Here is a 26,595-nt window from a genome sequence, read left to right as displayed (position 1 = left end):
CCCGCCGCCCGCGCAAAACGGGCGGTTATAAAAAGGTTTTCTTATGTCCGAGCAGTTTCTCTATTTCTTGCAGCAGATGTTTAACGGCGTCACGCTGGGAAGCACCTACGCGCTGATCGCCATCGGCTACACCATGGTTTACGGCATTATCGGCATGATCAACTTCGCCCACGGCGAGGTCTATATGATCGGCAGCTATGTCTCCTTTATGATCATTGCCGCCCTGATGATGATGGGCATCGACAGCAGCTGGCTGCTGGTAGGTGCCGGGTTTGTCGGCGCGATTGTGATTGCCAGCGCCTACGGCTGGAGCATCGAGCGCGTGGCCTATCGCCCCGTGCGCAGCTCCAAGCGTCTGATTGCGCTCATCTCCGCCATCGGGATGTCCATCTTCCTGCAAAACTACGTCAGCCTGACGGAAGGGTCGCGCGACGTGGCGCTGCCAAGCCTGTTCAACGGCCAGTGGATTGTCGGAGCCAGCGAAAACTTCTCGGCGTCTATCACCACCATGCAGTTGGTTATCTGGATTGTGACCTTCCTGGCGATGCTGGCGCTGACCATTTTCATCCGCTACTCCCGCATGGGCCGCGCCTGCCGCGCCTGCGCAGAAGATCTGAAAATGGCCAGCCTGCTCGGGATTAACACCGATCGCGTGATCGCCCTGACCTTTGTGATTGGAGCAGCGATGGCCGCCGTCGCGGGCGTGCTGCTCGGTCAGTTCTACGGCGTGATCAACCCGTACATCGGCTTTATGGCCGGGATGAAAGCCTTCACCGCCGCGGTTCTGGGTGGGATCGGCAGTATTCCTGGCGCGATGATCGGCGGCCTGATTCTGGGCGTGGCCGAAGCGCTCTCCTCGGCGTACCTGAGTACCGAATATAAAGACGTGGTGTCGTTCGCCCTGCTGATTCTGGTGCTGCTGGTGATGCCTACCGGGATCCTGGGTCGTCCGGAGGTAGAGAAAGTATGAAACCGATGCATTTTGCGATGGCGCTCCTCTCTGCCGCCATGTTCTTCGTCCTTGCGGGCGTCTTTATGGGCGTGCAGTTAGAACTGGATGGCACCAAACTGGTGGTCGATACCGCCGCGGATATCCGCTGGCAGTGGGTGTTTGTCGGCACCGCCGTGGTGTTCCTGTTCCAGCTGCTGCGTCCGGTGTTCCAGAAGACGTTGAAAAACGTCTCCGGCCCGAAATTTGTGCTGCCTGCGATTGATGGTTCGACCGTTAAACAGAAGCTGTTCCTCGTGGCACTGCTGGTGGCCGCTGTTGCCTGGCCGTTCGTGGTCTCGCGTGGGACGGTGGATATCGCCACCCTGACCATGATCTACGTGATCCTGGGCCTCGGTCTGAACGTGGTGGTCGGTCTGTCGGGCCTGCTGGTGCTGGGCTACGGTGGGTTTTACGCTATCGGTGCTTACACCTTCGCGCTGCTGAACCACTATTACGGGCTGGGCTTCTGGACCTGTCTGCCGCTGGCGGGCCTGGTCTCTGCCGCCGCCGGTTTCCTGCTCGGCTTCCCGGTGCTGCGCCTGCGCGGCGACTATCTGGCGATTGTGACCTTAGGCTTCGGCGAAATCGTCCGTATCCTGCTACTCAACAACACCGAAGTGACCGGCGGCCCGAACGGCATCAGCCAGATCCCGAAACCGACCTTCTTCGGCCTCGAGTTCAGCCGTTCCGCACGCGAAGGGGGCTGGGATACTTTCAGCAACTTCTTCGGCGTGAAGTACGATCCGTCCGACCGTGTGATTTGGCTCTATCTGGTGGCGCTGCTGCTGGTGGTGATTACGCTGTTCGTGATTAACCGCCTGCTGCGTATGCCGCTGGGCCGCGCGTGGGAAGCGCTGCGCGAAGATGAAATCGCCTGCCGCTCCCTGGGCCTGAACCCGACGCGCATCAAGCTGACCGCCTTTACCATCAGCGCCGCGTTCGCCGGTTTTGCCGGAACCCTGTTTGCCGCACGCCAGGGCTTCGTCAGCCCGGAATCCTTCACCTTCGCCGAATCGGCCTTCGTGCTCGCTATCGTGGTGCTCGGCGGGATGGGCTCGCAGTTTGCGGTGATCCTCGCGGCGATCCTGCTGGTGGTTTCTCGCGAGCTGATGCGTGACTTTAACGAATACAGCATGTCAATGCTGGGTGGTTTGATGGTACTGATGATGATCTGGCGTCCGCAGGGCTTGCTGCCGATGACCCGTCCACAGTTGAAGCTGAAGAACGGGCAAGCGAAAGGAGAGCAGGCATGAGTCAGCCATTATTATCCGTGAACGGCCTGATGATGCGTTTTGGCGGCCTGCTGGCGGTCAATAACGTCTCGCTGGACCTGTTCCCGAAAGAGATTGTCTCCCTGATTGGCCCGAACGGCGCGGGGAAAACCACGGTGTTCAACTGCCTGACCGGTTTCTACAAACCGACGGGCGGGACCATCATGCTGCGCGATCAGCATCTTGAAGGACTGCCGGGCCAGCAAATTGCCCGCATGGGCGTGGTGCGTACCTTCCAGCACGTGCGTCTGTTCCGCGAGATGACGGTGATTGAAAACCTGCTGGTGGCGCAACATCAGCAGCTGAAAAGCGGTGTCTTCTCCGGCCTGCTGAAAACCCCGGCCTTCCGCCGCGCGCAGAGCGAAGCCCTGGATCGCGCCGCCACCTGGCTCGATCGTATCGGCCTGCTGCAGCACGCCAACCGTCAGGCGAGCAACCTGGCCTATGGCGATCAGCGTCGTCTGGAGATTGTCCGCTGCATGGTGACGCAGCCGGAAATCCTGATGCTCGATGAACCTGCCGCTGGTCTGAACCCGAAAGAGACCAAAGAGCTGGACGAGCTGATCGTCGAGCTGCGTAACCATCACGACACCACCATTCTGCTGATTGAGCACGATATGAAACTGGTGATGGGCATCTCCGATCGTATCTACGTGGTCAACCAGGGCACGCCGCTGGCGAACGGCACGCCTGATGAAATCCGACATAACCCAGACGTGATCCGCGCCTATCTGGGTGAGGCATAAAATGGAAAAAGCGATGTTATCTTTTGACAATGTGAATGCCCACTACGGCAAGATTCAGGCGCTGCACGACGTCAGCCTGCATATCAATCAGGGCGAGATCGTGACGCTCATCGGGGCCAACGGCGCGGGGAAAACCACGCTGCTCGGCACCCTGTGCGGCGATCCGCGTGCCACCAGCGGGCGCATCGTCTTTGACGGGAAAGACATCACCGACTGGCAGACCGCCAAAATCATGCGTGAAGCGGTGGCGATTGTTCCCGAAGGTCGCCGGGTGTTTTCCCGGATGACGGTGGAAGAGAACCTGGCGATGGGCGGCTTCTTTGCCGAGCGCGATCAGTATCAGACCCGCATCAAGCGCGTGTATGAACTCTTCCCGCGTCTGTACGAACGCCGCATTCAGCGCGCAGGCACCATGTCCGGCGGTGAACAGCAGATGCTGGCGATTGGCCGTGCGCTGATGAGTCAGCCGCGCCTGCTGCTGTTGGACGAGCCGTCGCTCGGCCTCGCGCCAATTATCATTCAGCAGATTTTCGACACCATCGAGCAGCTGCGCAAAGAGGGGATGACCATCTTCCTCGTCGAGCAGAACGCCAACCAGGCGCTGAAGCTCGCGGATCGCGGCTACGTGCTGGAGAACGGCCACGTGGTGCTTTCCGATACCGGCGACGCGCTGCTGGCGAACGAAGCGGTGCGGAGTGCGTATTTGGGCGGCTGAGCCGTCTGTTGTTGCCCGGTGGCGCTGCGCTTACCGGGCCTACAAACCCTGAAAGGAGATCGGGATGAAACGTATCTATCTGTTTGCCCTCGCGGCATGCTGTCTTACGGCAAACGCTGCAGAGAACATTAACCCACGCGACCCTTCCATCTGGCAGGAGCCCAATAAGCCGGACGAAAACAAACAGGATCCGTGTGAAATCTTACAGTCGTCTGTCTGCCCGGGTTATCAGGACCAGAAAACCGATATCCAGAAAGAGCAGAAGCGGCGGGAAGACAATCGACAACACAAAAGTCTGGAATCAGGCAAACCCTATTACCCGTCGTCATTTTGAATCGTAGGCCGGGTAAGGCGCAGCCGCCACCCGGCTTTTTTTGCCATGCAACCGTCACCATTCCATCATTCCCCTGACCCCTGCCTGTCATCATTCTGTAAATAAACAGTTATTTTTCTGTCATTCGAGCATGTCATGTTACCTCGCGAGCATAAAACGCGTGATATCGCGCATCCGGCACAATAAAGAGAGATGACAATGACTTCGTTACGACACACAGCTTTGGGTCTGGCAATCGGTCTGGCTTTTGCGACGAACGCAATGGCTGTCACCACGATTCCGTTCTGGCATTCCATGGAAGGGGAGTTGGGCAAAGAGGTTGATTCCCTGGCGCAACGTTTCAACGACACCCACCCGGATTACAAAATTGTGCCGGTGTACAAAGGTAACTACGAGCAGAGCCTGAGCGCGGGTATCGCGGCGTTCCGTACCGGTAACGCACCGGCGCTGCTGCAGGTGTATGAAGTCGGCACCGCCACCATGATGGCCTCTAAAGCGATCAAACCGGTCTACGAAGTGTTTAAAGACGCGGGCATTAACTTCGATGAATCCCAGTTCGTGCCAACGGTGTCCGGTTACTACACCGATTCAAAAACCGGGCATTTGCTGTCTCAGCCGTTTAACAGCTCCACGCCGGTGCTGTACTACAACAAAGACGCCTTCAAAAAAGCCGGTTTAAACCCGGATCAGCCGCCGAAAACCTGGCAGGATCTGGCGGAGTACACCGCCAAACTGAAAGCCGCGGGCATGAAGTGTGGCTACGCCAGCGGCTGGCAGGGCTGGATCCAGATCGAAAACTTCAGCGCCTGGCACGGTCTGCCGGTCGCCACCAAAAACAACGGCTTTGACGGCACCGACGCGGTACTCGAGTTCAACAAGCCGGAGCAGGTGAAACACATCGCCCTACTGGAAGCGCTGAACAAGAAGGGCGATTTCAGCTACTTCGGGCGTAAAGACGAATCCACCGAGAAGTTCTACAACGGCGACTGCGCCATCACTACCGCCTCTTCCGGGTCGCTGGCGGATATCCGTCACTACGCCAAATTCAACTACGGCGTGGGCATGATGCCTTACGACGCCGACGTCAAAGGCGCGCCGCAGAACGCCATCATCGGCGGAGCGAGCCTGTGGGTGATGCAGGGCAAAGACAATGGCACCTATAAAGGCGTGGCGGAGTTCCTCGACTTCCTCGCGAAACCTGAAAACGCCGCCGAGTGGCACCAGAAGACCGGCTATCTGCCGATCACCAAAGCCGCTTATGACCTGACGCGCGAGCAGGGCTTCTACGACAAAAACCCAGGTGCCGATATCGCCACGCGCCAGATGCTGAACAAGCCGCCGTTACCGTTCACCAAAGGTCTGCGTCTGGGCAACATGCCGCAAATTCGTACCATTGTGGATGAAGAGCTGGAAAGCGTCTGGACCGGTAAGAAAACGCCACAGCAGGCGCTGGATTCCGCGGTAGAGCGCGGGAATCAGCTGCTGCGCCGCTTTGAGCAGTCGACGAAGTCTTAATGCTTTTGCCGGATGGCGTTGCGCTTATCCGGCCTACAGGTTTAGTGCGGGCTGATGCCCTCACCCCAACCCTCTCCCACGGGGAGAGGGAGAAAATGCACCTTGTAGGCCGGGTAAGGCGAAGCCGCCACCCGGCGTTTTCTGGAAAAGAGTCCCGCTATGTCATCATCCCGTCCGGTATTCCGTTCGCGCTGGCTGCCCTATTTGCTGGTCGCCCCGCAGCTGATTATCACCGTTATCTTTTTCATCTGGCCTGCGGGCGAAGCGCTGTGGTACTCGGTGCAAAGCGTCGATCCGTTCGGGCTCTCCAGCCAGTTTGTCGGCCTGGATAACTTCACCGCGCTGTTCCACGACAGCTATTACCTCGACTCCTTCTGGACGACGATCAAATTCAGCGCCCTGGTCACCGTCAGCGGTCTCGTGGTCTCCCTGTTTTTCGCCGCGCTGGTGGATTACGTGGTGCGCGGCAGCCGCCTGTATCAGACCCTGATGCTGCTGCCCTACGCCGTGGCACCCGCCGTCGCCGCCGTGCTGTGGATCTTCCTCTTTAACCCAGGGCGCGGGCTGATCACCCATTTCCTCGGTGAATTTGGCTACGACTGGAACCACGCCCAGAACAGCGGCCAGGCGATGTTCCTGGTGGTCTTCGCCTCGGTGTGGAAGCAGATCAGCTACAACTTCCTGTTCTTCTTCGCCGCCCTGCAATCCATTCCGCGATCGCTGGTCGAAGCCGCCGCGATTGACGGCGCGGGGCCGATTCGCCGCTTCTTCAAACTGGCGCTGCCGCTGATTGCACCCGTGAGTTTCTTTCTGCTGGTGGTCAACCTGGTCTATGCCTTCTTCGACACCTTCCCGGTGATCGACGCCGCCACCGCCGGTGGACCGGTGCAGGCGACCACCACGCTTATCTACAAAATCTATCGCGAAGGCTTTGCCGGTCTGGATCTCTCGGCCTCTGCCGCGCAGTCCGTGGTGCTGATGGGCCTGGTGATTGTGCTGACGGTGGTTCAGTTCCGCTATGTCGAAAGTAAGGTGCGTTACCAATGATTGAGAACCGTCCGGGGCTGACGATTTTCAGCCACACCATGTTGATTCTCGGGATCATCGTCATCCTCTTCCCGCTGTACGTGGCCTTTGTCGCCGCTACGCTTGATACCAAAGCCGTCTTCGACACGCCGATGACGCTGGTTCCTGGCGGTCATCTTTTCGAGAATATGGCGACCATCTGGACCCAGGGCGTCGGGGCCAACAGCGCGCCGTTCTGGCTGATGATGCTCAACAGTTTCATCATGGCGTTTGGCATTACCGTCGGCAAAATCGTGGTGTCGATGCTCTCGGCCTTTGCCATCGTCTGGTTCCGCTTTCCCCTGCGTAACCTCTTCTTCTGGATGATTTTTATCACCCTGATGCTGCCGGTCGAAGTGCGTATTTTCCCGACCGTGGAAGTGATCGCCAATCTCGGGATGCTCGACAGCTACGCGGGCCTGACGCTGCCGCTGATGGCCTCGGCGACAGCGACTTTCCTGTTCCGCCAGTTCTTTATGACTCTGCCGGACGAACTGATTGAAGCGGCGCGAATCGACGGTGCTTCGCCGATGCGCTTCTTCCGCGACATCGTTTTGCCGCTTTCCAAAACCAACCTCGCGGCGCTGTTCGTCATCACCTTTATCTACGGCTGGAACCAGTATCTGTGGCCGCTGCTGATTGTGCAGGACGTCAATCTCGGCACCGCCGTGGCGGGCATCAAAGGCATGATCGCCACCGGCGAAGGCACCACTCTCTGGAACCAGGTGATGGCGGCGATGCTGCTCACGCTGATCCCCCCGGTCGTTATCGTTTTAGCCATGCAGCGCGCGTTCGTGCGCGGTTTAGTAGACAGTGAGAAATAAGATGGCAGGATTAAAACTACAGGCAGTCACCAAAAGCTGGGACGGCAAAAACCAGGTGATTCAACCCCTGACGCTCGACGTGGCGGACGGCGAATTTATCGTGATGGTCGGCCCGTCCGGCTGCGGGAAATCGACGCTGCTGCGTATGGTCGCCGGGCTTGAGCGCGTGACCAGCGGTGATATCTGGATCGACCGCCAGCGCGTCACCGAAATGGAGCCGAAAGATCGCGGGATCGCAATGGTGTTCCAGAACTACGCCCTCTATCCGCACATGAGCGTGGAAGAAAACATGGCCTGGGGCCTGAAAATCCGCGGGATGGGCAAGGGGCATATCGAAGAGAAAGTGAAAGAGGCAGCGCGCATTCTGGAGCTGGACGGCCTGCTGAAACGCAGACCGCGCGAGCTCTCCGGCGGCCAGCGCCAGCGCGTGGCGATGGGCCGGGCGATCGTGCGCGATCCGGCGGTGTTCCTGTTCGACGAACCGCTCTCTAACCTCGACGCCAAACTGCGCGTGCAGATGCGTCTTGAACTGCAACATCTGCATCGTCGCCTGAAAACCACCTCCCTGTACGTCACCCACGATCAGGTCGAAGCCATGACCCTCGCCCAGCGCGTGATGGTGATGAACAAAGGCATCGCCGAGCAGATCGGCACCCCGGTGGAAGTTTACGAAAAGCCGGCCAGCCGTTTTGTCGCCAGCTTTATCGGCAGCCCGGCGATGAACCTGCTGGAGGGACGCATCAGCAACGCGGGCACCCATTTTGAGCTGGAGAGCGGCATGGCGCTGCCGGTGAACTGGTTTTATCGCGGCTACGCCGGGCGTAAAATGACGCTCGGTATCCGCCCGGAACATATTGCGTTAAGCTCGCAGGCGGAAGGCGGCGTGCCCCTGGTGATGGACACGCTGGAGATGCTGGGTGCCGACAACCTGGCGCACGGACGCTGGGGCGATCAAAAGCTGGTGGTGCGTCTGGCGCATCAGGAACGCCCAAAGGCGGGCAGCACGCTGTGGCTGCATCTGCCGGAAAATCACCTGCACTTATTTGATGGTGAAACAGGACAACGCGTATGAGTAACTGGCCATACCCTCACATCGTCGCCCACCGTGGCGGCGGGAAACGAGCACCGGAAAACACTCTGGCAGCAATTGATAAGGGCGCGTATTACGGTCATCAGATGATCGAGTTCGACGCCAAGCTATCGAAAGATGGCGAAATTTTCCTGCTGCACGACGATAACCTCGAGCGCACCAGCAACGGCTGGGGCGTGGCGGGCGATCTGCCGTGGCGCGATCTGCTGAAAGTGGACGCCGGAAGCTGGTTCAGCGGCGAGTTCAAAGGCGAACCGCTGCCGCTGCTGGCGGAAGTGGCGGATCGCTGTCGTCAGCACGGGATGATGGCCAATATCGAAATCAAACCCACCACCGGCACCGGGCCGCTTACGGGCAAAGTGATTGCCCTCGCCGCGCGTGAATTGTGGGAAGGGATGACCGCGCCGCTGCTGTCGTCGTTTGAAATCGACGCTCTGGAAGCAGCACAAGCCGCCACGCCGGAACTGCCGCGCGGATTACTGCTGGATGAATGGCGTGACGACTGGCGCGAGCTGACCACCCGCTTAGAGTGTGTGTCGATCCACCTGAATCACCGCCTGCTGGACGAAGCGCGCGTGAAGATGCTCAAAGACGCCGGACTGCACATCCTGGTCTATACGGTGAATAAACCCCAGCGAGCGGCACAGCTGCTGCGCTGGGGCGTGGACTGCATCTGCACCGATGCGATTGACGTGATTGGCCCGAACTTTAATTCTGCGGATTATTGAGCATATCGCCGTTCGAGCGCGGCGGCAGCATATGTTGCTGCTGACCGTCGCTCGTCCCGCCGCTTAACATCCCACCGTTGGTATTCGGCAACGGCTGCACGCGCGGCTGGCCCTGCTGAATCATCTGCGTATTGTTATTCATCTGATTTTGCAGGCTCTGCTGCTGAAGCTGAGTCTGGGTTTTCAGCTGCTGGTTCAACATCCCTTTTTGCTGCTGCTGTTGGCCCAACATCTGGGTCTGCATCCGCTGCTGGCTCGGGATCTCATACCCCGGCTGGTTCGGGTTGTTCATGGTATTGAGTGGCTGTGCGAGCACGGCGAACGGAAGCAGTGCCGTTAAGATCAAGTAACGTTTCATTCTCATCTCCTCCTTCTGAGGCTTCTCTTAAGTTTACCCCGAATCCGCCACTACGATGATTTTTTAGGAGTTGTGAACCAGGCTTAAACGGGAATCTGGATCCCTTCACCTGGAGAACAACAATGATAAGACCAACGTTTTTGCGCTGGGTAGCGATCGCTGCGCTGATGGCGGGCGGGACATTCACCGTGGCGGCGAACCCGCCTGCCGCACCGCCGGTCTCCTACGGCGTGGAAGAAGATGTGTTTCATCCCGTGCGCGCGAAGCAGGGGATGGTGGCGTCGGTGGACGCGATGGCCACGCAGGTCGGCGTGGATATTCTCAAACAGGGCGGTAATGCGGTCGATGCGGCGGTGGCGGTGGGGTATGCGCTGGCGGTGACCCATCCGCAGGCGGGGAATCTTGGCGGCGGGGGCTTTATGCTGCTGCGCACCAAAGACGGCAATACCACGGCTATCGACTTCCGTGAAATGGCGCCGAATCAGGCCTCGCGGGATATGTTCCTCGACGAGCAGGGCAATCCGGACAGTAAAAAATCCCTGACGTCGCATCTGGCGAGCGGCACGCCGGGCACGGTCGCTGGCTTCTCGCTGGCGCTGGAAAAATACGGCACGCTGCCGCTGAACAAAGTGGTTCAACCTGCCATCAAACTGGCGCGCGACGGGTTTGTGGTCAATGACGCCCTGGCGGACGATCTCAAAACTTACGGTAGCGAAGTGATCCCGAATCACGAAAACAGCAAAGCCATCTTCTGGAAGGACGGCGAGCCGCTGAAGAAGGGCGATAAACTGGTGCAGGCCAACCTCGCCAAAAGCCTGGAGCTGATCGCCGAAAACGGCCCGGACGCCTTCTACAAAGGGGCGATTGCCGATCAGATTGCCGACGAGATGCAGAAGAACGGCGGGCTTATCACCAAAGCGGATCTGGCGGAGTACAAAGCGGTGGAGCGCACGCCAATCAGCGGGGAGTATCGCGGGTATCAGGTGTTCTCCATGCCGCCGCCGTCCTCCGGCGGGATCCACATCGTGCAGATCCTCAATATTCTTGAAAACTTCGATATGCACAAATTTGGCTTCGGTAGCGCCGATGCGATGCAGGTGATGGCTGAGGCGGAAAAATTTGCCTACGCCGACCGCTCGGAATACCTCGGCGATCCGGATTTTGTCAAAGTGCCGTGGCAGGCGCTGACCAACAAAGCCTACGCCAAATCGCTGGCGGATCAGATTGATATCAACAAAGCCAAGCCGTCCAGCCAGATCCGCCCCGGCAAACTGGCACCGTACGAGAGCAACCAGACCACTCACTTCTCGGTGGTGGATAAAGACGGGAACGCGGTGGCGGTGACTTACACGCTTAACACGGTGTTTGGCGCCGGGATTGTGGCGGGGAACAGTGGGATTTTGCTCAATAACGAGATGGATGATTTCTCCGCTAAACCGGGCGTGCCGAACGTCTACGGTCTGGTGGGCGGCGATGCGAATGCCGTCGGGCCGAAGAAACGTCCGCTGTCGTCCATGTCACCAACCATTGTGGTGAAAGACGGTAAAACCTGGCTGGTGACGGGTAGCCCAGGCGGGAGCCGCATTATCACCACGGTGCTGCAGATGGTGGTCAACAGCATTGATTTCGGCATGAACGTGGCCGAAGCGACCAACGCACCGCGTTTCCACCATCAGTGGCTGCCGGACGAACTGCGGGTAGAGAAGGGCTTTAGCCCGGATACCATCAAGTTGCTGGAGCAGCGCGGGCAGAAAGTGGTGGTGAAAGAGGCGATGGGCAGTACGCAGAGTATTGTGGTCGCGCCCGACGGTACGCTTTCCGGGGCATCGGATCCGCGGTCGGTGGATGATTTGACGGCAGGGTATTAGTGGGTTGTTGCCGGGTGGCGGCTTCGCCTTACCCGGCCTACAAAATTGCCCGGCGCGGGACTATTTCACCCGCGCCATATAATACGCATCCACATACTCGCCGTTACGCAAGGCATATTTCTTCCCGGTCCCTTCGATTTCAAAACCAAACTTGCGGTATACCGCGACCGCCGGTTCGTTGTCGACAAACACCGTCAGCTCAATACGGTCGACGCGCAGCCAGTTGTCGCACATATCAATCATGGTGCGGATCAGCGCGCTGGCGACGCCGCGGTTGTGCCACTGGGCACCGACGCAGATACCAAAATCCGCCACGTGGCTACGGCGCGGACGCTGTGTCACTTCAATGCTCAGATGGCCGACCACGATACCGTCAATGCAGGCCACCAGCTGTTTCACGCCGACGCGTTCCGCTAGCCGGTTATGCCACATCTCTTCGGAAGGATGAGGAACCTGTAGCGTGTTGTGATACACCTCCGGCTGCGCGTGGATCTGACGAATCGCGTCGTAATCTTTCGGTTCAGCGTGGCGTATCACTATCTCACTCATTCCTTCATCCTCGTTAGGTTAATGTCCTCTTTAACATCATGGAGTTTGAAAGGTGAGTCAACTCACTTTTTTGCAAAAAACATTGGACAAGTGCGAATGAGAATGATTATTATTGTCTCGCGTTCAGGAAGACCTCTACGGAAACCTGAAAGCACGACATTGCTCACATTGCTTCCAGTATTACTTTAGCCAGCTTCTAGCTGGCTTTTTTTTATCCTGTTTCAGCCTGGCTTACTTGCCATTTTGCCCCCGGGAAGTGCTCGCAATCCTCACGTACATTAAGTACGCTCCGGTTGCTGCGCGCTTGCCGTGCGCAAACTGGCTGCGCCGCCGACGGCTGTTGCGCGAGCATTTGTTGGGGCGATGAGAAAACTTGCGCTATGGTAGTCCCAGCAACCTTAACAAGGACTGAGCCATGACATTACATTGCGCATTTATTGGATTTGGTAAAAGCACCACCCGCTATCACCTTCCGTATGTTCTCAACCGTAAAGACAGCTGGCATGTGGCGCACATCTTCCGCCGCCATGCGAAGCCGGAAGAGCAGTCCCCGCAGTATTCCCATATTCATTTCACCAGCGATCTTGATGAGGTCTTAAACGATCCTCAGGTCAAACTGGTGATCGTCTGTACCCACGCCGACAGCCACTTTGAGTACGCGAAACGCGCGCTGGAAGCGGGTAAAAACGTGCTGGTGGAAAAACCCTTCACCCCGACCATGGCGGAAGCGAAAGAACTGTTCGCGCTGGCAAAAAGCAAAGGACTGACCGTCACGCCGTACCAGAACCGTCGCTTTGATACCTGCTTCCTGCTGGCAAAACAGGCCATTGAGAGCGGTAAGCTGGGGGATATCGTCGAGATCGAAAGCCATTTCGACATGTATCGTCCGGTGGCGGAAACCAAAGCGGGTCTGCCGCAGGACGGCGCGTTTTACGGTCTGGGCGTACACACCATGGACCAGATCATCTCCCTGTTTGGCCGCCCGGATCACGTCGCCTACGACATTCGCAGCCTGCGCAACAAAGCCAACCCGGACGACACTTTCGAAGCCCAGCTGTTCTACGGCGACCTGAAAGCGATCGTTAAAACCAGCCATCTGGTGAAAACCGACTACCCGAAATTTATCGTTCACGGCACCCGCGGCTCGTTTATCAAATACGGTATCGACCAGCAGGAGACCAGCCTGAAAGCCAATATCATGCCGGGCGAACCGGGCTTTGCGGCGGATGGATCGGTAGGCCAGCTGGAGTACGTTAATCGCGACGGCGTGACGGTGAAAGAGGCGCTTACGCCGGAAACCGGCGACTATGGCCGCGTCTACGATGCCTTGTTTGCGACAATAACGACCGGCGCCCCGAATTACGTCAAGGAATCTGAAGTTCTGACCAATCTGGAGATCCTCGAACGCGGGTTCGAGCAGGCAACTCCTGCCACGATTACCCTCGCGAAGTAAGCCCAATCGACTCCTCTGTGCTTGTTCATAATTTTTGAACAGAGGAGTCAATTTTCACCCTCTATGATCCCAGGCGGTTTGCGTCCACACTTACTCCATCGAAACGAACTGGGGTGAAAAACAATGATCTTTTTACGTAAAGCAGGCGATCGTGGTCACGCAAATCATGGCTGGCTGGACTCATGGCATACCTTCTCGTTCGCGGACTATTACGACCCGAACTTCATGGGCTTCTCGGCACTGCGCGTGATTAACGATGACGTGATTGACGCAGGGCAGGGCTTCGGTACCCATCCGCACAAAGACATGGAAATCCTGACCTATGTGCTGGAAGGGGCCGTAGCGCACAAAGACAGCATGGGTAACGAAGAGCAGGTTCCGGCCGGTGAGTTCCAGATTATGAGCGCCGGTACCGGGGTGCGTCACTCGGAGTACAACCCGAGCAAAACCGACAAACTGCACCTGTATCAAATCTGGATCATTCCAGAAGAAACCGGCATCACGCCGCGCTACGAGCAGCGCCGCTTTGACGCCCTGCAGGGCAAACAGCTGGTGCTTTCTCCGGATGCGCGCGATGGCTCCCTGAAAGTGCATCAGGATATGGAGCTGTACCGCTGGGCGCTGGCGAAAAACGAACAGTCTGTGCATCAGATTGCCGCGAACCGCCGCGTGTGGATCCAGGTGGTAAAAGGTGAAGTGACCATTAACGGCACCAAAGCCACCACCGCCGACGGTCTGGCGATTTGGGATGAGCAGGCGTTGTCCGTTCATGCCGACAGCGAAAGTGAAATTCTGCTGTTTGATTTGCCTCCTGTATAAATAAATCCCCAACCTTCCCCATTTGACGGGGAAGGTTGGCCTTTGTCCGTGATAAACTGAGAGAATGTCTCATTAAAGGTTTCTCTCAGGACGATGAAAAAGAAACGACCCGTACTTCAGGATGTGGCCGATCGCGTCGGTGTAACCAAAATGACGGTCAGCCGCTTTTTGCGTAACCCGGAACAGGTTTCCCTGGCGTTGCGTGGCAAGATTGCCGCTGCTCTCGATGAACTGGGTTATATCCCCAACCGCGCGCCCGATATTCTCTCCAATGCCACCAGCCGTGCGGTCGGTGTTCTGCTTCCGTCCTTAACCAACCAGGTCTTCGCCGAAGTGCTGCGCGGAATCGAAAGCGTCACCGACGCCTACGGTTATCAGACCATGCTCGCGCACTACGGGTACAAACCGGAACTGGAAGAGGAACGTCTTGAATCGATGCTCTCCTGGAACATCGACGGCCTGATCTTAACGGAACGTACTCACACACCTCGTACCCTGAAGATGATTGAAGTCGCCGGTATTCCGGTGGTCGAGCTGATGGACAGCCAGTCCCCGTGCCTGGATATCGCCGTCGGGTTCGATAACTTCGAAGCCGCGCGTCAGATGACCGCTACCATCCTCGCGCGCGGTCACCGCCACGTCGCCTATCTGGGCGCACGTCTCGACGAACGTACTATCATCAAACAGAAGGGATACGAGCAGGCCATGCTCGATGCCAACTTAACGCCGTACAGCGTGATGGTGGAGCAATCCTCTTCCTACTCGTCCGGTATTGAGCTGATGCGTCAGGCCAGGCGCGAGTATCCCCAGCTTGATGGTATCTTCTGTACCAACGATGACCTTGCGGTCGGCGCAGCCTTTGAGTGTCAGCGCCTGGGGCTGAAAATCCCTGACGATATGGCGATTGCCGGTTTCCACGGCCACGATATCGGACAGGTGATGGAACCCCGTCTGGCGAGCGTCCTGACGCCGCGCGAACGCATGGGCCGTATCGGTGCGGAACGCCTGCTGGCGCGCATTCGTGGTGAAGTCGTGACGCCTAAAATGTTAGATTTAGGTTTCACCTTGTCACCGGGTGGATCAATTTAGTCTGACAAATTTGAAGTAGCTCACACTTATTCACTTCGCGCACGAATGGATATTGCTTCTCCATAGCCCCGGCAGGACAATGTTACCGATAACTGTTACCCGTAACAATTGACTGAGGGGCACCCTTTGAGCACGACAAATCTCGATCACCACGTTTACGTTCTGATGGGCGTTTCCGGTAGCGGTAAATCTGCCGTCGCCAGTGAAGTGGCGCATCAACTCCAGGCTGCATTTCTGGATGGCGACTTCCTCCACCCGCGCAGCAACATCACCAAAATGGCCGCTGGCGAGCCGCTGAACGACGACGATCGTAAGCCGTGGTTACAGGCGCTGAACGATGCCGCGTTTGCGATGCAGCGCACCAACAAAGTGTCGCTGATTGTCTGCTCCGCGCTGAAAAAGACCTATCGCGACCTGCTGCGTGACGGTAATCCAAACCTCTCCTTTATCTATCTGAAAGGCGATTTCGACGTGATCGAAAGTCGTCTGAAAGCCCGTAAAGGTCACTTCTTCAAGACCCAAATGCTGGTGACGCAGTTTGACGCACTGCAGGAACCGGGTGCAGACGAAAGCGATGTTCTGATCGTCGATATCGATCAGCCGCTGGACGGTGTTGTTGCCAGCACCATTGAGGTCATTAAAAAAAGGCAGTAAGCAGTGAGTACATTAACGCTTGTTTTGACAGCAGTCGGCTCCGTTTTGCTGCTGCTGTTTTTAGTGATGAAGGCGCGTATGCATGCCTTCGTCGCTTTGATGGTGGTTTCTATTGGTGCAGGTCTCTTTTCCGGTATGCCGCTCGATAAAATCGCAGCGACGATGGAAAAAGGGATGGGAGGCACGCTGGGTTTCCTGGCGATTGTGGTCGCGCTCGGCGCGATGTTTGGCAAGATTTTGCATGAGACGGGCGCGGTCGATCAGATTGCCGTCAAGATGCTCAAATCCTTCGGCCACAGCCGCGCGCACTATGCGATTGGTCTGGCCGGTCTGATTTGCGCGCTGCCGCTGTTCTTCGAAGTGGCCGTAGTGCTGCTGATTAGCGTCGCGTTCTCGATGGCGCGTCACACGGGCACTAACCTCGTGAAGCTGGTGATTCCGCTGTTTGCGGGCGTGGCGGCGGCCGCAGCGTTTCTGCTGCCTGGGCCTGCGCCAATGCTGCTGGCCTCGCAGATGCACGCCGATTTTGGCTGGATGATTTTGATTGGCCTGTGCGCGGCGATCCCGGGGATGATTATTGCCGGGCCGCTGTGGGGCAACTTTATCAGCCGCTACGTTGAGCTGCACATTCCTGATGACATCACCGAGCCGCACCTGGGCGAGGGCAAAATGCCGTCCTTCGGCTTTAGCCTGTCGCTGATCCTGCTGCCTTTAGTGCTGGTGGGTCTGAAAACCATCGCCGCGCGCTTTGTGCCGGTCGGTTCCAGCACTTACGAATGGTTCGAGTTTATCGGCCATCCGTTCACCGCGATTCTGGTGGCCTGTCTGGTGGCGATTTACGGCCTGGCGATGCGTCAGGGCATGCCGAAAGATCGCGTGATGGAAATCTGCGGCGCGGCGCTGCAACCGGCTGGGATTATTCTGCTGGTGATCGGTGCGGGCGGCGTGTTCAAGCAAGTGCTGGTGGATTCTGGTGTCGGTCCGGCGCTGGGCGAAGCGCTGACCGGGATGGGCTTACCGATTGCCGTGACCTGCTTCGTGCTGGCGGCGGCGGTACGTATCATTCAGGGTTCTGCGACGGTCGCTTGCCTGACGGCGGTTGGCCTGGTGATGCCGGTGATTGAACAGCTGAACTACTCTGGCGCGCAGATGGCGGCATTGTCTATCTGTATCGCGGGCGGTTCGATTGTGGTCTCCCACGTGAACGACGCCGGCTTCTGGCTGTTCGGTAAATTTACCGGCGCAACCGAAGCACAAACCCTGAAAACCTGGACGCTGATGGAAACCATCCTCGGCACAACAGGGGCGATTGTCGGGATGATTGCGTTTTCGCTGCTGAGTTGATCACCGATCGATTCCCTCTCCCTTGAGGGAGAGGGTTAGGGTGAGGGGGAAATGCGCACGCTGATGCCCTCACCCCGGCCCTCTCCCACGGGGAGAGGGTGCAAACACCAAAAATGGTCACTGGCGTGACCATTTTGCTTTTACCTAGCCTTTCATCCACGCCCGAATCCCGTCCAGGAACATCTGCGTCGCCATCATCACCAGAATCAACCCCATCAGACGCTCCAGCGCGTTCACCCCTTTCTCACCGAGCAGGCGCAGGAACAGCGACGACTGCAGCAGGATGATAAAAGTCCCGCCCCAGGCGATCAGCAGGGCAATCACCAGATGGCTCATCTGATTCGGATACTGATGTGACAACAGCATCAGCGTCGCCAGAATCGTCGGCCCGGCGACCAGCGGGATCGCCAGCGGTACGATAAACGGCTCTTCGCCCGCAGGCAGACCGCTGCTGCTCCCTTCGGCGCTCGGGAAAATCATCTTAATCGCGATCAGGAACAGAATAATGCCGCCGGAAATCGAGACCGTCTCGGCGCGCAAATTCAGGAACGCGAGGATCTTCTCCCCCGCGAACAGGAAGATAAACATCACCAGCAGGGCGATGAGCAGCTCGCGGATCATGATCGCCCGACGGCGCTTTGGCTCGGTGTGTTTCAGCACCGACATAAAGATGGGCAGGTTCCCAAGCGGATCCATAATCAGGATCAAAAGCACCGCCGCGGAAATGATTTCAGTCATTATTTGTATCCCTGATAAACCCTGTGGTTTCTATTGTAATTAGTGGTATTACTGATCGCAGCGCAATCATTGATTAATTTCACTTGCGACTTTGGCTGCATTTTGTAATGTGAAGGCTATACCCGTTGGATACGGGTTGACACACACAGCACACACCTCTGCAGGAACATATTTTATGAAAAACGTTGGTTTTATCGGCTGGCGCGGTATGGTCGGCTCTGTCCTCATGCAACGCATGATCGAAGAGCGCGATTTTGACGCCATCCGCCCGGTCTTCTTCTCCACTTCCCAGTTCGGGCAAGCAGCGCCCGCGTTCGGCGGTGCCTCTACGGGCACGCTTCAGGACGCCTTTAATCTGGAAGCGCTGAAGGCACTTGATATTATAGTGACCTGCCAGGGCGGCGATTATACCAACGAAATCTATCCAAAGCTTCGTGAAAGCGGCTGGCAGGGTTACTGGATTGACGCCGCTTCCTCTCTGCGTATGAAAGACGACGCGATCATTATTCTCGACCCGGTGAACCAGGATGTCATCACCCACGGACTGAACAACGGCGTCAAAACCTTTGTCGGCGGTAACTGCACCGTCAGCCTGATGCTGATGTCCCTGGGCGGCCTGTTCGCGCAGGATCTGGTGGAGTGGGTCTCCGTTGCGACTTACCAGGCCGCATCCGGCGGCGGCGCGCGCCACATGCGCGAACTGCTGGCCCAGATGGGTCACCTGCACAGCCACGTCGCTGACGAGCTGGCGAACCCGGCCTCGGCGATTCTGGATATCGAACGCAAAGTCACGGCACTTTCACGTTCTGGTGAACTGCCGGTCGATAACTTCGGCGTTCCGCTGGCGGGCAGCCTGATCCCGTGGATCGACAAACAGCTCGAGAACGGCCAGAGCCGCGAAGAGTGGAAAGGCCAGGCCGAGACCAACAAAATCCTCAGCACCTCTTCGGTGATTCCGGTTGACGGTCTGTGCGTGCGCGTCGGCGCGCTGCGCTGCCACAGCCAGGCTTTCACCATTAAACTGAAAAAAGATGTGTCTATTCCGACCGTCGAAGAGCTGCTGGCTGCACACAATCCGTGGGCGAAAGTGGTGCCAAACGATCGCGATATCACCATGCGCGAACTGACCCCTGCTGCCGTCACCGGCACGCTGACCACGCCGGTGGGTCGCCTGCGTAAGCTGAACATGGGGCCGGAGTATCTCTCGGCCTTCACCGTCGGAGACCAGCTCCTGTGGGGCGCCGCCGAACCGCTTCGCCGCATGTTGCGACAGCTGGCCTAACAATTTGCGAATACCGGGGGTGATTTTCACCCCCTTTTTTTGCGCGTAACCCAGCGTTCTGCGCCGAGCTTTCAATTTTTATCAGGAGTCATTTCGTCGTTGGCTATGCTTTAAGGAAGAGTCATTTCTTACCTGAGGGTGGGACGGAGCAGAAGAGGATGAAGAATGTCTGCGTCGTTCAGGTCACATTAAAAGTCGCACCGGAGCGCTTAAATAGGGCGACATTAGAAAAAACAGGATGAATACCATGTCCGATCGTATTGATAGAGACGTGATAAATGCGCTAATTGCGGGTCATTTTGCTGACCCCTTTTCTGTATTAGGTATGCACCGTACGGAAGACGGACTGGAAGTCCGCGCACTGTTACCCGACGCCACCGAGGTGTGGGTAATTGAACCGAAAACCGGCCGCAAGGTAGGCAAGCTCGAGTGCCTCGATTCGCGCGGTTTCTTCTCCGGCGCGATCCCGCGTCGCAAGAACCTGTTCCGCTATCAGCTCGCCGTGCTCTGGCATGGCCACGAAAACCTGATTGACGACCCCTATAGTTTTGGTCCGCTGTTGCAGGAGATGGACGCCTGGCTGCTCTCTGAAGGCACCCATCTTCGCCCCTACGAAACTCTCGGCGCGCACGCCGATACGATGGACGGCATCACCGGAACGCGATTCTCCGTCTGGGCACCGAACGCGCAGCGCGTGTCGGTGGTCGGGCAGTTCAACTACTGGGACGGTCGCCGCCACCCGATGCGCCTGCGGCGTGAATCGGGGATCTGGGAACTGTTCATCCCCGGCGCGCACAACGGGCAGCTCTACAAATTCGAAATGATCGACGCCCACGGTCAGCTGCGGGTGAAAGCCGACCCTTACGCCTTCGAAGCGCAAATGCGCCCGGACACCGCCTCGCTGATTTGCGGCCTGCCCGAGAAAATCGTGCAGACCGAAGAGCGCAAACAGGCCAACCGCTTCGACGCGCCGATCTCCATCTATGAAGTACACCTCGGCTCCTGGCGTCGCCACACGGACAACAACTTCTGGTTGAGCTATCGCGAGCTGGCGGATCAGCTGGTGCCGTACGCCAAATGGATGGGTTTTACCCACCTGGAACTGCTGCCGATCAACGAACACCCGTTCGACGGCAGCTGGGGCTATCAGCCGACCGGGCTGTACGCGCCGACGCGCCGCTTCGGCACACGCGATGACTTCCGCTATTTCATCAATGCCGCGCACGCCGCCGGGCTGAGCGTGATCCTCGACTGGGTACCGGGCCATTTCCCGTCGGATGATTTTGGTCTGTCCCAGTTTGACGGCACCAACCTGTACGAGCACAGCGACCCGCGCGAAGGCTTCCATCAGGACTGGAATACCCTGATCTACAACTACGGCCGCCGCGAAGTGGCGAACTATCTGGTGGGCAACGCCCTGTACTGGATTGAACGCTTCGGTATCGACGCCCTGCGCGTGGATGCCGTGGCGTCGATGATCTACCGCGACTACAGCCGCAAAGAGGGCGAGTGGATCCCGAACGAATACGGCGGGCGTGAAAACCTCGAAGCCATTGAGTTCCTGCGCAGCACCAACCGCATTCTCGGCGAGCAGGTCGAAGGCGCGGTGACGATGGCCGAAGAGTCGACCGACTTCCCCGGCGTGTCGCGTCCGCCTGCGATGGGCGGGCTGGGCTTCTGGTACAAGTGGAACCTTGGCTGGATGCACGACACTCTCGACTACTTCAAACTCGACCCGGTCTATCGTCAGTATCACCACGACAAACTGACCTTCGGGATGCTCTACAACAGCACCGAAAACTTTGTCCTGCCGCTGTCCCACGACGAAGTGGTCCACGGCAAAAAATCGATTCTCGACCGCATGCCGGGCGACGCGTGGCAGCGCTTTGCCAACATGCGCGCCTATTACGGCTGGATGTTTGCCTTCCCTGGCAAAAAGCTGCTGTTCATGGGCAACGAATTCGCTCAGGGCCGCGAATGGAACCACGATTCGAGCCTCGACTGGCATCTGCTGGAGGGCGGTGATAACTGGCACCACGGCGTTCAGCGTCTGGTGCGCGACCTCAACCTGACCTATCGTCACCACAAAGCCCTGCACGAGCTGGACTTCGACTCCTACGGCTTCGAGTGGCTGGTGGTCGATGACCACGAACGCTCGGTGCTGATCTTCGTGCGCCGCGATCGGGAAGGGAACGAAATCATCGTCGCCAGCAACTTCACGCCGGTGCCGCGCCAGCACTATCGCTTCGGTATCAACCAGCCGGGCAGATGGCGCGAAATTCTCAATACCGACTCCAGCCACTATCACGGCAGCAACGCGGGTAACGGCGGGAGCGTTCATAGCGACGAGTGGGAAAGCCACGGTCGTCCAAACTCTCTGAGCATCACGCTGCCACCGCTCTCGACTATCTGGCTGGTTCGGGAGGGCAAATGACGCAACTCACGGCAGGCAAACCCGCTCCGCTGGGGGCAACGTTTGACGGCAAAGGGGTGAACTTCACTCTCTTTTCCGCCCACGCGGAACGGGTGGAACTCTGTGTGTTTGACGGCGAGGGGAATGAATACCGCTACGATCTTCCAGAGCGCAGCGGGGATATCTGGCACGGTTTCCTGGCCGACGGGCGGCCCGGCTTGCGCTACGGTTTTCGCGTGCATGGCCCGTGGGAGCCGTCGCAGGGGCTGCGCTTTAACCCGGCGAAACTGCTCGTTGACCCGTGCGCCCTGCGCGTGGAAGGCGAGGTCAGAGACGATCCGCTGTACTTTGACGGTGACCACGACCCTGAGCCGCGCGACAGCGCGGGGATTGCGCCGAAAAGTATCGTCGTCAGCGACACCTACGACTGGGAAGACGACGCCCCGCCCGCCACGCCGTGGGGCAGCACCGTTATCTACGAAGCCCACGTCAAAGGGCTGACGTATCTGCATCCGGCGATCCCACAGGAGATCCGCGGCACCTACAAGGCGCTCGGTCACCCGGTGATGATCGCTTACCTCAAGCATCTGGGTATCACCGCGCTCGAGCTGCTGCCGGTGGCCCATTTTGCCTCCGAGCCGCGCCTGATGCGCCTCGGGCTGACCAACTACTGGGGCTATAACCCGCTGGCGATGTTTGCCCTCGATCCGCGCTATGCCTCGCATCCGGAGCGCGCCCGCGACGAGTTTCGCGATGCGGTGAAAGCCCTGCACCAGGCCGGAATCGAGGTGATTCTCGACGTGGTGCTGAACCACAGCGCGGAGCTGGATCTCGACGGACCGACGCTCTCGATGCGCGGAATCGATAACCGTAGCTATTATTGGATCAGGGAGGATGGTGATTACCACAACTGGACCGGTTGCGGTAACACGCTCAATCTCAGTCATCCGGCGGTGGCGGACTTTGCCTACCAGTGCCTGAAATCCTGGGTTGAGACTTTCCATATCGACGGTTTCCGCTTCGATCTGGCATCTGTGATGGGCCGAACGCCGATGTTCAGCCAGCAGGCTCCGCTGTTCGAAGCAATCAAAAACTGTCCGGTGCTGTCACGCGTCAAGCTGATCGCCGAGCCCTGGGATATCGGTGACGGCGGCTATCAGGTGGGGAATTTCCCGCCGCTGTTTGCGGAGTGGAACGATCACTATCGCGACGGGGCGCGTCGTTTTTGGCTGGAGCGAGGTTTGTCACTTGGCGAATTTGCCGGGCGATTTGCTGCGTCCAGCGATGTGTTCAGGAACAGCGGCAGAAAACCGTCAGCCAGCGTTAATCTGGTGACGGCGCACGACGGATTTACTCTGCGCGACTGCGTTTGTTTCAATCAGAAACACAATGAGGCAAACGGGGAAGAAAACCGCGATGGGACTAACAATAACCATAGCTTTAATCATGGTATAGAAGGGTTAGGCGGCAGTCAGGATGTCATCGAGCGGCGGCGCGCCAGCGTGCATGCCCTGCTGACCACGCTGCTGCTTTCGCAGGGAACGCCAATGCTGCTGGCGGGTGACGAACTCGGTCACAGCCAGCACGGCAATAACAATGCGTATTGCCAGGATAACGCCCTGACCTGGCTCGACTGGGAACAGGCGAACAGCGGGTTGACTCACTTTACCGCTGCACTCATCCATCTGCGTAAACAGATCCCGGCGCTCACGGCGGACAGCTGGTGGGAAGAGGGAGACGGCAACGTTCGCTGGCTGAATAAAGAGGCACAACCGCTCAGTCCACAAGAGTGGCAGCACGGGATCCCGTGCCTGCAAATCTTACTGTCGGATAACTGGCTTATCACGTTAAACGCGACGCAAGACGTCGCAGAGATTGTTTTACCTGAAGGAGAATGGCGCGCCATCTCCCCATTTGCCGGAGAGGATAATCCGGTGGTAATGGCTGTCTGGCATGGGCCTGCACACGGAGTGTGCGTATTCCAAAGATGATAAAAAAGGAGTTAGTCATGGTGAGATTAGAGAAGAACGATCCCTTGATGTTGGCGCGCCAGTTACCCTTAAAAACGGTTGCGCTGATACTTGCTGGTGGGCGCGGTACCCGTCTTAAAGATTTGACCATCAAGCGCGCCAAGCCTGCCGTTCACTTTGGTGGTAAGTTCCGTATTATCGATTTTGCACTCTCCAACTGCCTGAACTCCGGTATCCGCCGTATCGGCGTGATTACGCAGTATCAGTCGCACACCCTGGTGCAGCATATCCAGCGCGGCTGGTCCTTCTTCAGCGAAGAGATGAACGAGTTTGTCGATCTGCTCCCGGCGCAGCAGCGCGTGCACGGTGAAAACTGGTATCGTGGCACCGCCGATGCGGTCACGCAAAACCTCGACATCATCCGCCGCTACGGCGCGGAATACATCGTGATCCTCGCGGGCGACCATATCTATAAGCAAGACTACTCCCACATGCTCATCGACCACGTCGAAAAAGGGGCGCGTTGCACCGTGGCGTGTCTGCCGGTGCCCGTTGCGGAAGCGACGGCGTTTGGCGTGATGGACGTGGACGAGAACGACAAGATTATCGATTTCGTCGAAAAACCGGCTAACCCGCCGACCATGCCGACGGACGCGACCAAATCCCTCGCCAGTATGGGCATCTATATCTTTGATGCTGATTATCTTTATGAGCTGCTGGAAGAGGACGACAAGGACGAAAATTCGAGCCACGATTTTGGCAAAGATATCATCCCGAAAATCACCAAAGCTGGCATGGCTTATGCACATCCTTTCCCGCTGTCCTGTGTTCAGTCTGACCCGGATGCCGAGCCGTACTGGCGCGATGTGGGAACCCTTGAAGCGTACTGGAAGGCTAACCTCGATTTGGCTTCCGTCACTCCTGAACTGGATATGTACGACCAGAACTGGCCGATTCGCACCCACATGGAATCGCTGCCGCCGGCCAAATTCGTGCAGGACCGTTCCGGTAGCCACGGCATGACGCTGAACTCGCTGGTGTCGGGCGGGTGCATCATTTCGGGCTCGGTGGTGGTGCAGTCGGTGCTCTTCCCGCGCGTGCGGGTGAACTCCTTCTGCAATATCGACTCGTCGGTACTGCTGCCGGACGTGTGGGTCGGGCGCTCGTGTCGCCTGCGCCGCTGTGTTATCGACCGCGCCTGTGTGATCCCGGAAGGGATGGTCATCGGGGAGAATGCGGAGGAAGACGCTCGCCGCTTCTACCGCTCAGAAGAAGGCATCGTGCTGGTCACGCGTGAAATGCTGCGCAAACTGCAGGTCAAACAGGAGCGATAATGCAGGTTTTACATGTATGTTCTGAGATGTTCCCGCTGCTGAAAACGGGCGGGCTGGCGGATGTACTGGGCGCATTACCGGCGGCACAAATTGCGGAAGGCATCGACACCCGCGTGCTGCTGCCGGCTTTTCCCGATCTCCGTCGCGGCATCCCTGACGCGCAGGTGGTCACCCGTCGCGACACGTTCGCCGGGCGCATCACCCTGCTGTTTGGCCATTACAACGGCGTCGGCGTCTATCTGATTGATGCCCCGCATCTGTACGATCGTCCGGGGAGCCCGTACCACGATACGAACTTATTCGCCTATACCGACAACGTGCTGCGTTTTGCCCTGCTCGGCTGGGTGGGGGCGGAGATGGCGGTCGGGCTTGACCCGTTCTGGCGCCCGGAGATCGTGCATGCGCACGACTGGCACGCCGGGCTGGCACCTGCCTATCTGGCGGCGCGCGGCCACCCGGCAAAGTCGGTGTTTACGGTGCACAACCTGGCGTATCAGGGCATGTACTACGCCCATCATATGAATGACATCGATCTGCCATGGTCGTTCTATAACATGCACGGGCTGGAGTTTAACGGCCAGATTTCGTTCCTGAAGGCGGGGCTGTACTACGCCGATCACATCACGGCGGTCAGCCCGACTTACGCGCGCGAAATCACCGAGCCGGAGTTTGGCTACGGCATGGAAGGGCTGCTGCGCCAGCGCCATCGGGAAGGACGCCTGTCGGGCATTCTCAACGGCGTGGACGAAAAAATCTGGAGTCCGGAAACGGACCTTTTGCTGGCCTCGCGCTACAGCCGTGATTCGGTGGAAGACAAAGCCGAGAACAAACGTCAGCTGCAGATTGCGATGGGGCTGAAGGTGAACGACAAAGTGCCGCTGTTTGCCGTGGTCAGCCGCCTGACCAGCCAGAAAGGGCTGGATCTGGTGCTGGAAGCGCTGCCGGGCCTGCTCGAGCAGGGCGGCCAGCTGGCGCTGTTGGGCGCGGGCGATCCGGTGTTGCAGGAAGGTTTCCTTGCCGCCGCCGCTGAGCATCCAGGCCAGGTTGGCGTGCAGATTGGGTATCACGAAGCGTTCTCGCACCGAATTATGGGCGGCGCGGACGTCATCCTGGTCCCGAGCCGCTTTGAGCCGTGCGGCTTAACCCAGCTGTATGGACTTAAATACGGCACGCTGCCGCTGGTGCGTCGCACCGGCGGGCTGGCGGATACGGTGTCGGATACGTCGCTGGAGAATCTGGCCGACGGTATCGCCACCGGGTTTGCCTTTGAAGACAGCAATGCCTGGTCGCTGCTGCGGGCGATTCGGCGGGCATTTGTTCTGTGGTCGCGTCCCTCTTTGTGGCGTTTCGTGCAACGTCAGGCGATGGCGATGGACTTTAGTTGGCACGTTGCGGCGCAGTCGTACCGCGATCTTTATCAACGCTTGATGTCATAAGGCGGAGTC

The 26,595-nt window shown here is 58.1% G+C and carries 24 protein-coding genes; 21 read left to right on the top strand and 3 right to left on the bottom strand.

The window, feature by feature from the left end; genetic code table 11:
- Positions 1-43: 43 nt before the first annotated feature.
- From livH to ugpQ, 10 genes are all read left to right on the top strand, one after another.
- Entirely contained in the window at positions 44-970 is a 927-nt protein-coding gene (gene livH / locus U9O48_RS21220; RefSeq protein WP_095283762.1) for a high-affinity branched-chain amino acid ABC transporter permease LivH, read from the top strand.
- The gene (locus U9O48_RS21215) at positions 967-2,244 is read left to right on the top strand and encodes a high-affinity branched-chain amino acid ABC transporter permease LivM (RefSeq protein WP_324723155.1); all 1,278 of its coding nucleotides are present in this window, start codon (positions 967-969) and stop codon (positions 2,242-2,244) included. Before livH ends, U9O48_RS21215 begins: the two co-directional genes overlap by 4 nt.
- Positions 2,241-3,008, top strand: coding sequence for a high-affinity branched-chain amino acid ABC transporter ATP-binding protein LivG (gene livG / locus U9O48_RS21210; protein WP_324723154.1), 768 nt, complete (start codon positions 2,241-2,243; stop codon positions 3,006-3,008). The genes U9O48_RS21215 and livG overlap by 4 nt, the downstream gene beginning before the upstream one ends.
- Before the next feature lies 1 nt (position 3,009).
- Positions 3,010-3,723, top strand: a complete 714-nt coding sequence (gene livF, locus U9O48_RS21205; protein WP_282493560.1) for a high-affinity branched-chain amino acid ABC transporter ATP-binding protein LivF — start codon at positions 3,010-3,012, stop codon at positions 3,721-3,723.
- Between the two features lie 64 nt (positions 3,724-3,787).
- Entirely contained in the window at positions 3,788-4,057 is a 270-nt protein-coding gene (locus U9O48_RS21200) for a hypothetical protein (RefSeq protein ID WP_282493559.1), read from the top strand.
- A gap of 198 nt (positions 4,058-4,255) precedes the next feature.
- On the top strand, positions 4,256-5,572 hold the full coding sequence (gene ugpB / locus U9O48_RS21195) for a sn-glycerol-3-phosphate ABC transporter substrate-binding protein UgpB (protein ID WP_282493558.1): 1,317 nt from the start codon (positions 4,256-4,258) through the stop codon (positions 5,570-5,572).
- A 159-nt stretch (positions 5,573-5,731) separates the two neighbouring features.
- Positions 5,732-6,619 (top strand): sn-glycerol-3-phosphate ABC transporter permease UgpA, encoded by an 888-nt coding sequence (gene ugpA / locus U9O48_RS21190; protein ID WP_282493557.1) that lies wholly within the window; start codon positions 5,732-5,734, stop codon positions 6,617-6,619.
- Positions 6,616-7,461: a sn-glycerol-3-phosphate ABC transporter permease UgpE gene (gene ugpE / locus U9O48_RS21185; protein WP_282493556.1), complete on the top strand. Its 846-nt coding sequence runs from the start codon at positions 6,616-6,618 to the stop codon at positions 7,459-7,461. Before ugpA ends, ugpE begins: the two co-directional genes overlap by 4 nt.
- Position 7,462: 1 nt before the next feature.
- A complete protein-coding gene (locus tag U9O48_RS21180; protein ID WP_285146135.1) occupies positions 7,463-8,533 on the top strand; it encodes a sn-glycerol-3-phosphate import ATP-binding protein UgpC in 1,071 nt (356 codons plus the stop codon).
- Positions 8,530-9,279, top strand: coding sequence for a glycerophosphodiester phosphodiesterase (ugpQ, locus tag U9O48_RS21175; RefSeq protein ID WP_324723153.1), 750 nt, complete (start codon positions 8,530-8,532; stop codon positions 9,277-9,279). Before U9O48_RS21180 ends, ugpQ begins: the two co-directional genes overlap by 4 nt.
- Here ugpQ and U9O48_RS21170 read toward each other — a convergent pair.
- Positions 9,260-9,637, bottom strand: a complete 378-nt coding sequence (locus tag U9O48_RS21170) for a DUF2756 family protein (protein WP_285149964.1) — start codon at positions 9,635-9,637, stop codon at positions 9,260-9,262. The genes ugpQ and U9O48_RS21170 overlap by 20 nt on opposite strands.
- 122 nt (positions 9,638-9,759) lie before the next feature.
- Between U9O48_RS21170 and ggt the strand changes: the two genes are divergently transcribed.
- Positions 9,760-11,505: a gamma-glutamyltransferase gene (gene ggt / locus U9O48_RS21165; protein ID WP_324723152.1), complete on the top strand. Its 1,746-nt coding sequence runs from the start codon at positions 9,760-9,762 to the stop codon at positions 11,503-11,505.
- A gap of 60 nt (positions 11,506-11,565) precedes the next feature.
- On the opposite strand, the gene yhhY is transcribed toward ggt, so the two are convergent.
- Entirely contained in the window at positions 11,566-12,054 is a 489-nt protein-coding gene (yhhY, locus tag U9O48_RS21160) for an N-acetyltransferase (protein WP_282493551.1), read from the bottom strand.
- Positions 12,055-12,469: 415 nt separating this feature from the next.
- Here yhhY and U9O48_RS21155 point away from each other — a divergent pair, with 415 nt between their 5' ends.
- From U9O48_RS21155 to gntU, 5 genes are all read left to right on the top strand, one after another.
- The gene (locus U9O48_RS21155) at positions 12,470-13,507 is read left to right on the top strand and encodes an oxidoreductase (RefSeq protein ID WP_324723151.1); all 1,038 of its coding nucleotides are present in this window, start codon (positions 12,470-12,472) and stop codon (positions 13,505-13,507) included.
- Positions 13,508-13,630: 123 nt separating this feature from the next.
- The gene (locus tag U9O48_RS21150; RefSeq protein WP_282493549.1) at positions 13,631-14,326 is read left to right on the top strand and encodes a pirin family protein; all 696 of its coding nucleotides are present in this window, start codon (positions 13,631-13,633) and stop codon (positions 14,324-14,326) included.
- 93 nt (positions 14,327-14,419) lie between these two features.
- A complete protein-coding gene (gntR, locus tag U9O48_RS21145) occupies positions 14,420-15,415 on the top strand; it encodes a gluconate operon transcriptional repressor GntR (RefSeq protein ID WP_324723150.1) in 996 nt (331 codons plus the stop codon).
- A 126-nt stretch (positions 15,416-15,541) separates the two neighbouring features.
- Positions 15,542-16,069, top strand: a complete 528-nt coding sequence (gene gntK, locus U9O48_RS21140) for a gluconokinase (RefSeq protein WP_282493548.1) — start codon at positions 15,542-15,544, stop codon at positions 16,067-16,069.
- Between the two features lie 3 nt (positions 16,070-16,072).
- Complete coding sequence (gene gntU, locus U9O48_RS21135) at positions 16,073-17,413, top strand: gluconate transporter (RefSeq protein ID WP_282493547.1); 1,341 nt, start codon at positions 16,073-16,075, stop codon at positions 17,411-17,413.
- A 144-nt stretch (positions 17,414-17,557) separates the two neighbouring features.
- Here gntU and yhgN read toward each other — a convergent pair whose 3' ends face one another.
- Complete coding sequence (gene yhgN, locus U9O48_RS21130; RefSeq protein ID WP_015960802.1) at positions 17,558-18,151, bottom strand: NAAT family transporter YhgN; 594 nt, start codon at positions 18,149-18,151, stop codon at positions 17,558-17,560.
- 175 nt (positions 18,152-18,326) lie between these two features.
- Between yhgN and asd the strand changes: the two genes are divergently transcribed.
- From asd to glgA, 5 genes are all read left to right on the top strand, one after another.
- Complete coding sequence (asd, locus tag U9O48_RS21125) at positions 18,327-19,433, top strand: aspartate-semialdehyde dehydrogenase (RefSeq protein ID WP_285146141.1); 1,107 nt, start codon at positions 18,327-18,329, stop codon at positions 19,431-19,433.
- Between the two features lie 247 nt (positions 19,434-19,680).
- Entirely contained in the window at positions 19,681-21,867 is a 2,187-nt protein-coding gene (gene glgB, locus U9O48_RS21120) for a 1,4-alpha-glucan branching enzyme (RefSeq protein ID WP_324723148.1), read from the top strand.
- A complete protein-coding gene (gene glgX / locus U9O48_RS21115; protein ID WP_324723147.1) occupies positions 21,864-23,837 on the top strand; it encodes a glycogen debranching protein GlgX in 1,974 nt (657 codons plus the stop codon). The genes glgB and glgX overlap by 4 nt, the downstream gene beginning before the upstream one ends.
- Before the next feature lie 17 nt (positions 23,838-23,854).
- Entirely contained in the window at positions 23,855-25,150 is a 1,296-nt protein-coding gene (gene glgC / locus U9O48_RS21110; RefSeq protein ID WP_102105323.1) for a glucose-1-phosphate adenylyltransferase, read from the top strand.
- Positions 25,150-26,586 carry a glycogen synthase GlgA gene (gene glgA / locus U9O48_RS21105; RefSeq protein WP_282493543.1) on the top strand — a complete coding sequence of 479 codons (1,437 nt, stop codon included), beginning with the start codon at positions 25,150-25,152 and terminating at the stop codon, positions 26,584-26,586. Before glgC ends, glgA begins: the two co-directional genes overlap by 1 nt.
- The last annotated feature ends 9 nt before the right edge of the window (positions 26,587-26,595 follow it).

Origin of the sequence: Lelliottia sp. JS-SCA-14 (genome assembly GCF_035593345.1) — a bacterium.
Lineage (GTDB): Bacteria > Pseudomonadota > Gammaproteobacteria > Enterobacterales > Enterobacteriaceae > Enterobacter > Enterobacter wanjuensis.
The sequence above is the reverse complement of the archived record's forward strand: the minus strand, read 5'-3'. Positions and strand labels throughout refer to the sequence as shown.